Here is a 6,977-nt window from a genome sequence, read left to right on the forward strand (position 1 = left end):
TATTTGTATGATGTAGAAAAAGAGGCTCGTTGTTGTTGTTATTTAATATATAATTTTTGTATAAGATAACCAGTACCACCCGCTTGTGAAAATACCAAGATTCGCTTTTCATCAGCCTGGAAAGCATTTGTTTCGGCGACATTACTCGAATTAGAACGCTGAGATAGTTGATAGCGTCCATCCTTGAGCATCACGCGCTTGCTGCGTCCAGTCACCTCGGCTACTAAAGTCCCAAAATGCCAGTTCAGACTATCGAGTAAGCTGTTGACTGGGGGTAGCATCGACATCCGTTCGATTAACCCATCCCGCACGGCTAGAGCTTCTTGGGAAATAATCGGATTGCCGTTTTCGTCGGTCATTAACTCGCTTTTAATTGTGCCATTTTCATCCTGGGACACCTGATAAACGTGGACTGGGAAAGCAGTGAGTAAATACTCGATTATCCCTTCTTTGGGGGTGAAGTCAATTGCCCGCATATCACCCCACTCACTAGCCGGAATCTCTGCTAATCGCCGTTCCATCGATGCTGCTCCAGTAGATACCAGTTGCACCACACAAGCATGTCCAGCAGCCAAATCTCGTTCGAGGCAATCGATGAGTGTGGGCACTTTTGCAGCACAAATCAGCGCATTAAAGAACCGGAGCTTAACGCTTTCAAATACGCCCATCGCCACCGCTTTAGCTCGACCATTAGTGCATTTGCCACTTTCTGTTTCGAGGTTAATTGCACGGAGAACGGTACTAATTTGGTGGTGAATATGTTTGAATGCTTCGGCATAGGTATTCCATGTTTCGCGTTGGGCTGGGGTCAATTCGTGGGTGACAGTTTCAAACTTCACCCCATCAAAACTCAGACTAGGAGCGAGATATAATCCCACCGCTTTGAGGTCTTTAGCTACCATTTCCAACCCAGCGACACCAGCATTTTCGATCGAACTAATAAAATCAGCTCTCGAAGCAAATGGGAAGCTGCGAGTCTGCCATAGCCCCAGCCGCTGGCAATAAGACAGGCTACTTACCTTGGCTGCACCTGTGGCACTTAGGTAGGTGACACGGGCATTTGGTAGACGATTGACAAGATTCGTCCCCGCCAATGCCTGAGCCGAAGCCTTGGTGATGCCCCGTTCGTTTTCTTCACCACTAGCATTACCCATCAGGTGCGACTCGTCGAACGCCAAAATTCCCTCCCACTCATCACCCAGCCATTCAACGATTTGGGCGACTCTGGACTTCTTGTGACCTTTGGCGGCACTCCGCAAGCTGCCATAAGTGACGAATAAGATGCCTTGAGACATCAAAATGGGTTTGTCCTGGGCGAACTTGGATAAGGGCACTACTTGAGCCGCATTGCCGCCAATCGCCATCCAATCGCGTTGGGCATCTTCGAGTAAGGACTCGTTCTTGCTCACCCAAACAGCTTTCTTGCGTCCTTCGCACCAGTTAGTGAGAATGAGTAGCGCGATGATTCGGCTTTTACCCAGCCCAGTATTATGACCGCAAAAGTAGCCCTGACGATGATATTTACCATCGGGATTATCTGGATTAGCCACTGCAATCTGTCCGTTGTCGGCAATATACCAAGGGGTATCGAGCAGTTTAGAATGAGCTTGGCAAGCATAGATTAACGTTTCCAGTTGGCAATCAGAAGCTAGATTTTCAGCGATTACTCGTGCTGGTAAGATTGGGCGAACGGTGGGAGGGGGAGAATCGATCGCAGACATGGCTATACTTTCACAGATAGGGGATGGGTGGGGAGTAGCTCCAGCGATCTCAATTGCACCTCGATAGACGGCATAAACGCCATCAGTCATGGGCGATTCGTGTTTGGTGGCTGGTTGATAATCGAGTTGCACCAAATCTTCAAATTGCTTGCGCGGCTCGATTGCCACGATTGGCGGCGCGAGATTGGGAACGGTCGCAACTGGCTCGAAAATTATTTCTAGCTGTGCGGCTGGCTGAATCTGAAATAATGGCAATCCAGCAAACAGCAGTTGAATTGGAGGTTGAATTTGAGGCTGGAAATCAACGGTTCCAGCAATTTTGACTCCTTGATGAGGGTTATAGATTTTTCGTGCTGGACATTGTGCGGCTAAATTTGATAACTCTCTTGCTGTCGTTGCAAATTTCAGATCGATAGATTTTGGAGTTTCGGTCTGTGAAATTTTATCGAATACTAAAATGCGGGTATCCATCGTGGTGCCGTGGTGTCGGTAATGGCTACCATCTACGAACAGACTCAACTGCAATTGGGATGGTAGACTGGCAAAATATTTAGGTTGCTTTTCAGGACTCAACCAGTGGGGGACGATTGCTACTAATCGGCCATTTTCTTGCAGTCGTAGTAGTGCCGAGCGCAGATGTTTCATACAGCATTCTTTATCCCGTTTATCGTTACCGATTGAGGATGAGAATGGTGGATTCATCAGGATTAAAGTCGGCTGTTCGCCCTGGTTTAATGTATCGTTGAGATATTCTGCATTAACTGAGTAAACTGGATGTTGTGCATCGAATAATTCCCGCAGCAGAGCTTTTCTGGAGGGGGAAATCTCATTGAGAATGATGCGGCGAGGTTTATCATAAAACAATCTATTTGCGGTAGCTGCGGCAAGAATACCCGTTCCGGCACTCGGCTCGGCGATAATATCACTCCCTTTAACTGAAGAAAGTTGACCGACAATCCAGGCTAGGGCGAGTGGGGTTGAGAACTGTTGAAATTGGATTTGTTGTTGGGATCTCACTTGATGATGGGGAATCAAACTTTGAAGATTTTCGACATCTTCAAGTGATTTAGAATCATCGTCGAGTAGCATTCTGACAACAGCACCCTCAATTAGATCTGTCGCTTGTTTCCAATGCCATTTACCACTGGCAAGATCGCCGAAGATATAGCTCATCAATTCGACGACAACATTTTGAGCTAAACGTTCGTCTGCTCTTAATTTAGTGACAAATTCTGTAACAGCTACTTGAGTCTGGGTTCTAACTTGGGCAATCATAGTACTTGGCGATAAATGGGCACAAAAAAGCCAGCAACTATTACTAATTGCTGGCGAAAACAGATTCGATTTTAGGTTTAAATAATCCCTGCGGCTTCCATTTCTAAAACTTGACTTACATATTCTGTGAGAACTTCCCAGTTAATCCCGATGTTGGCATCATGGTTATCCATTGCCATTGTCAGGACTAATCGTGCCCGCTCCCGACTCAGAGTTGAGTTAATCGAAAGCACATCATCAACGTGCCAGATCTTAGCGAAAGTATCATTACCGCCTTCCAACATTTGGATATGTTCGATTACTGTTTCGATGCTAATATCCTCCCAGCGTTCTCCGGCTTTACCTTGAGTCAATTCTTGAATAATGTAGCTATTATCTACACTCGATTCAATTTGGACTAGCTTGAGATTTTTTAACTGAACTAATTTATTTTGTCCATCATCTCGAATGGCAGCGTAGCCATAATGTTCGAGATAGGTATCGATGGTCATGGGATTAGATTGGAGTTGCATATTTTTAGATTAATGAGTGGGTAATAAAATTATCTTCAATCTAATTTGAGATTTATTATTTGTGCTAATTTCTCTTTAGCAGCCTCCAAAGGCTTAATACTGCCATCTAAGTATTGTCGTTCGCTATACAGATGTTCTAGTTCTCCCATAATACTTCCTATTAAATCTGCAATTTCTGCTTTATCCGATCGATTGAGATCTTGGCAAAGGCGATCTAAGTCATTTAGAGTAATTTTTTTGCCATCGATCGTACAACCTTGTATTTGGACGATCCGAACGATTTCTTGTACTTTCTTATTTTCTGATTCGTACATATTTAATTTCTACTTTTAGTTTAGGGGAAAGTTCTAATTGCATGACTGGGCAATTAAGATATTTTTGTTTCTCATAAATCTAGGATTTCTCTAACTAAATCGATAAGTGCTTGCCCCGTTAAAGTCGGTGGATTACATAGATTTACATCATTCATCCAAAATTTTGGATTCGCCCCACCTGCATGAGCGTGGATTTGGGGATAAGTACTGCCGCCATAAATGCCGAATTCGTAGGCAATTGCACGTTTTACTTGGGCATCGGTAGGTTGCAATGCTCTAATTCTGTCCCATCTCTCTTCGGCTCCTGCCGTGCTATGTAAGGACTGATACAGGCACTGTTCTAGAATGCTCCTTTCGGACAAAGATGGAGTTAGAAACAGGCTAATTTGTCCCTGACAACGATGTTTTTTTCGACTCATAGATATTAATAGGTACAAAAAAGCCAACGATAGATCCCTGGCTAGGTATCAAGTTTTACGCTTCTCACCAATCTGGTATTTCAAGATCTTGAAGGTGGTAAGATTAACCGCTCAATCGTCGCACTCAACTCAATGTGTCCTTTACCTAAATCTCGGACAAAAGTACTGCCACAGCCAAGTGTTGCAAGTTTCCGCATAAACGCGATGGCATTCTTGTCCTCATCATCACCAATGAAAACAGTAGAAATAGTCCCAGTTAACTCTTTTGCAGCAGCAAGAGCATCCTCCTCACTATTTGGTTCACCATCAGAAATGAGAATTGTTTTACAGGGATTGAGTTTGGCAATTTCTCGCAATCCTAGAGCCAAATTTGTACTACCACCGCAGCATCCCACCAGCGCATCAGGACTAGAGATTTTGCGACATAAGTTATCGAAAGTAAACATTTGGTAGAATTGCCAATCAAGCGATTCGGCGGCTTTTCGCAGGACATCAATTCGTGTTTCTTTGCCTTTACAATCACTAGTCATCGATCCTGATGTATCTAATAACAAGCAGAAAATCTCAGGATTGCCAGATCCAAGCCGTTGTTTATAATTAGCAGCAATTCCCAAATCGGGTAGTTGGGATGCCTGTTGAATAATTGAGGTCAAGGTATTAACTAAGTCGGTCATAATTTCGATTGGTATCGTTGTAATAGTTGGGTATCGATCTGATTTTTGGCATCATGGGTGGAGAAACATTTAAACTTTACTGGCAGCTCGTCACATATAAGTCTGCCAAAGTTTCTAAACCCAGAGATACCACTTGGATCTAGATCTGGAGCTTCAATCGAGGCTTTAAACTTCCAAGGGTTCCCAGTATGATAGTAGGTAAACTTCCAGCCATTATTCTTGAAACTTTGTTGGAGATACAGTCTGATATCCCCATTTTTCTCCCAGATAGATAAGGAAAATGAATCATATTTATAGGCTCTAAAAAAGTCTAGATTTTTGAGTAAACTAATAACTGTTGCTTTAGTGCAATCGTTATCAATAGGAGCTTGACAATTGTTGATATTGTCTAAAATCTCTTCCTTAGTATCTTGCCAATATTTATTAGTTGCAGCTTGAATGGCAATCGCCCGTCGAGCAACTTCCTTAGTTACTGCTTCAATTAATTGAAGTAATTGGTCGTCTGGTAAAATTGATAAATCCATACTAAATATTTGAATAGAAAGACATAAAAAAGTACCAACCGCTAATTGCGATTGGTACTGAATAGTCGATTGATAAAGGTTGCGCTGGGAATTACTGTAAGTTGATACCTCTGAAAGTGAAAGTTTGTTACCAAGCGAAGAATTCGTAATAGACTTCTAGCAGTGCTTCACTAATAGAAAATTGTCGGTTCTCAAATTCTCCGTTAAGCAAACAAATAAAGTGTTGACGAGCAGCAATTAGTCTAGTTAACATGGGATATCCTTAAAGTAATGTTTGCGAGTGATTAACCGATTCTGAGGTGGGTTCCTCTGGGCTGAAGCTTGGCTAAAACTTCCCCATCAACTACCAATTCCTCTGCACCAGACTCCGCTAACTGTTGGCGAATTGTATCGGTACAAATTTTATAACTAGTTTGGACTGTGACCAGATTTGGAGGAAAATCTTGGGCGGGAATATTACTATTAGTCCATAGCGGTTGTTTTCCACCATTTTTAATGACCTTAATAGTTGCCTCTCGACCTTTAATAATCGGATTGTCACGATTCTCTACTATTTTCTTGAGATAAGTTTTAAAGTTCGATATAGCATTTTCTCTGATTTCAATCTGACTATTAAAGTTATCGCGGCGTTTTCTGAGATAAGCAATTTCCCCCTCTTTGGCTGCAACTACCGCAGCAATAGCATCTACCTTAGTGGCAATTTGCGCCTCTAACTCATCGAAGCTATTAATTAAGGCAATAGTATCGGTTTTACCTTCTACTTCTTCCTCTTCAATAAAAGCCATAATTTGTTCGACTAAATCGTCGCGGCTTAACTCTAAATCTAATAATGATGTCATGATTAATTCTTTGGTGTGAGTAGTTAAATCGAGAATGCCCCAGTGAATTGCTGGAGCAAGTGGTAAGATTAATTAACTGTTTGCAGTAGCAATCTCTCGCCAAGTGGTGGTTGGTAAATATAGAACGCTGGAGCCAAGCCGCTCGACTTCTGTAGCGCGATCGTAAGATTCAATATCTTCAGCAGTACGAGTGACAGCATTGAGCATCCCAAATTGGGAAAGGTCGCCAGCATCAATTAAATGTTTCAGTACCAAACCAGATTCATTTTCACTAAGTCCAATTGATTTAGCAGTCACTTCAACCGCCTTAACCGGACTACCAGTAATCGGGTTAGATTTGGCTCCTTGCATGTCTGCAACAGCTTCCTGAAAGGTGGAGATACTAATTGCATTTCGCACTAAGTCACGAACTTTTAGCTTGAAAGCATCATCGATCGCTTGAATAGTGTCGATGGCATATAAATCGCTATTTTCAGCACTACGTCCGGCATGATTTTTGCGTTGCTTTTTATCTTTGAGAATTAGACCGTTAGTACAGACGAGCCTCATGATAAATGGTTCGACAGAAATCGAACTATTCCCAATTTCACCATTACTCAAAATAAAGCCAGCTTGAACGACATTATCATATAGAGAAGATGTGCAAAGCTTTTACTTAATGGTATTTATCGTTGTACATGTATTCCACAACATTAGTTT

The 6,977-nt window shown here is 42.5% G+C and carries 8 protein-coding genes; all 8 read right to left on the bottom strand.

Features of this window, described 5'->3' with window-relative positions; translation table 11 throughout:
- Positions 1-38 precede the first annotated feature (38 nt).
- On the bottom strand, positions 39-2,996 hold the full coding sequence (locus tag C7B77_RS20055) for a strawberry notch family protein (protein ID WP_106308912.1): 2,958 nt from the start codon (positions 2,994-2,996) through the stop codon (positions 39-41).
- A gap of 77 nt (positions 2,997-3,073) precedes the next feature.
- Positions 3,074-3,508, bottom strand: coding sequence for a hypothetical protein (locus C7B77_RS20060; protein WP_106308915.1), 435 nt, complete (start codon positions 3,506-3,508; stop codon positions 3,074-3,076).
- A gap of 35 nt (positions 3,509-3,543) precedes the next feature.
- Positions 3,544-3,822, bottom strand: coding sequence for a hypothetical protein (locus C7B77_RS20065; protein ID WP_106308918.1), 279 nt, complete (start codon positions 3,820-3,822; stop codon positions 3,544-3,546).
- 71 nt (positions 3,823-3,893) lie between these two features.
- Complete coding sequence (locus tag C7B77_RS20070; protein ID WP_106308921.1) at positions 3,894-4,241, bottom strand: hypothetical protein; 348 nt, start codon at positions 4,239-4,241, stop codon at positions 3,894-3,896.
- Positions 4,242-4,321: 80 nt separating this feature from the next.
- Positions 4,322-4,915 carry a vWA domain-containing protein gene (locus C7B77_RS20075; RefSeq protein WP_106308924.1) on the bottom strand — a complete coding sequence of 198 codons (594 nt, stop codon included), beginning with the start codon at positions 4,913-4,915 and terminating at the stop codon, positions 4,322-4,324.
- Positions 4,912-5,439, bottom strand: coding sequence for a hypothetical protein (locus C7B77_RS20080; protein WP_106308927.1), 528 nt, complete (start codon positions 5,437-5,439; stop codon positions 4,912-4,914). The genes C7B77_RS20075 and C7B77_RS20080 overlap by 4 nt, the downstream gene beginning before the upstream one ends.
- A 284-nt stretch (positions 5,440-5,723) precedes the next feature.
- On the bottom strand, positions 5,724-6,278 hold the full coding sequence (locus tag C7B77_RS20085; protein ID WP_106308930.1) for a siphovirus Gp157 family protein: 555 nt from the start codon (positions 6,276-6,278) through the stop codon (positions 5,724-5,726).
- A 72-nt stretch (positions 6,279-6,350) separates the two neighbouring features.
- Positions 6,351-6,878: a hypothetical protein gene (locus tag C7B77_RS20090; RefSeq protein WP_245894282.1), complete on the bottom strand. Its 528-nt coding sequence runs from the start codon at positions 6,876-6,878 to the stop codon at positions 6,351-6,353.
- Positions 6,879-6,977 lie beyond the last annotated feature (99 nt).

Source organism: Chamaesiphon polymorphus CCALA 037 (assembly GCF_003003845.1).
In the GTDB taxonomy this organism is placed as follows: Bacteria; Cyanobacteriota; Cyanobacteriia; order Cyanobacteriales; family Chamaesiphonaceae; genus Chamaesiphon; species Chamaesiphon polymorphus.